Here is an 893-nt window from a genome sequence, read left to right as displayed (position 1 = left end):
GGTGGGACACGCGGGGCCGGCGGGGGCGCGTCGCCCGTTCGGCGGCGGCGGTCGTACGGGTGGGCGGAAGGCCGGGCCGCGAGGCCGGGCCGTTGTCGGTGGTCGCTGCGAGACTGAGGGACGTGGCGGTCGCGGCGTGCGCCGGCGGTCGCCGGTGCGCTCGATGCCGGGACAAGGGAGTGATCGATATGGCAGGCACGGCCGACGGGCGTCCGAGCATCTTCCCGACCCTGCTCTACGCGGACGCGAAGGCGGCGATCCGGCAGCTCACGGAGGCCCTGGGCTTCACCGAGCTGTCGGTGTACGAGGGCGAGGACGGTGCGGTGCTGCACGCCGAGCTGGTGCAGGGCAACGGCGCGGTGATGATCGGCTCGAAGGGCCGCGGCGGCGTCTTCGACTCGGCGATGCGGGACGCGGGCCCGGCCGGGGTGTACGTCGTGGTGGACGACGTGGACGCACACCACCGGCGGGCCGTGGACCACGGCGTGGAGATCCTGATGCCCCCGACGGACCAGGACTACGGCTCGCGGGACTACATGGCCCGGGACGCCGAGGGCAACATCTGGAGCTTCGGCACCTACGCCCCGCAGACAACGGGCTGAGCCCGCCCCGTCGACTGCCCTCGGCCGCCCTCAGCTACCCCCGGTGTGCACCTGGAAGGCCGCCCGCCGCACCGCCTTGGCCAGGGCGGGGTCGGGGTGGGCCGCGGCCAGGGCGACCAGCACCTGCACGGTGCGGGGGTGGCCGACGGCCCGCACCTCGTCGAGCAGGGCGGGCACGGTCGGCTGCACCGCGGACTCCAGGTGCCGGACCAGCATCGGGGCCTCGCCGTGGTCGGCGACCGCGGCGGCCGTGTCGACCCAGAGCCAGGTGGCCTCCTCGCGGGTCAGCAC

Annotated in this window: 1 protein-coding gene and 1 pseudogene; one reads left to right on the top strand and one right to left on the bottom strand. The window is 75.3% G+C overall.

The genetic code is table 11. The features are described from left to right. Positions 1–188 precede the first annotated feature (188 nt). Positions 189–602, top strand: a complete 414-nt coding sequence (locus CCN42_RS40680; protein WP_086173720.1) for a VOC family protein — start codon at positions 189–191, stop codon at positions 600–602. A 30-nt stretch (positions 603–632) separates the two neighbouring features. Here the strand turns inward: CCN42_RS40680 and CCN42_RS40675 are convergent. After that, positions 633–893: pseudogene (locus tag CCN42_RS40675) on the bottom strand (hypothetical protein); the annotation flags it as partial.

The organism is Streptomyces glaucescens, from assembly GCF_002154375.1.
In the GTDB taxonomy this organism is placed as follows: domain Bacteria; phylum Actinomycetota; class Actinomycetes; order Streptomycetales; family Streptomycetaceae; genus Streptomyces; species Streptomyces glaucescens.
Note: the sequence above shows the minus strand (reverse complement) of the source record. Positions and strands in the feature narration are given on the sequence as shown.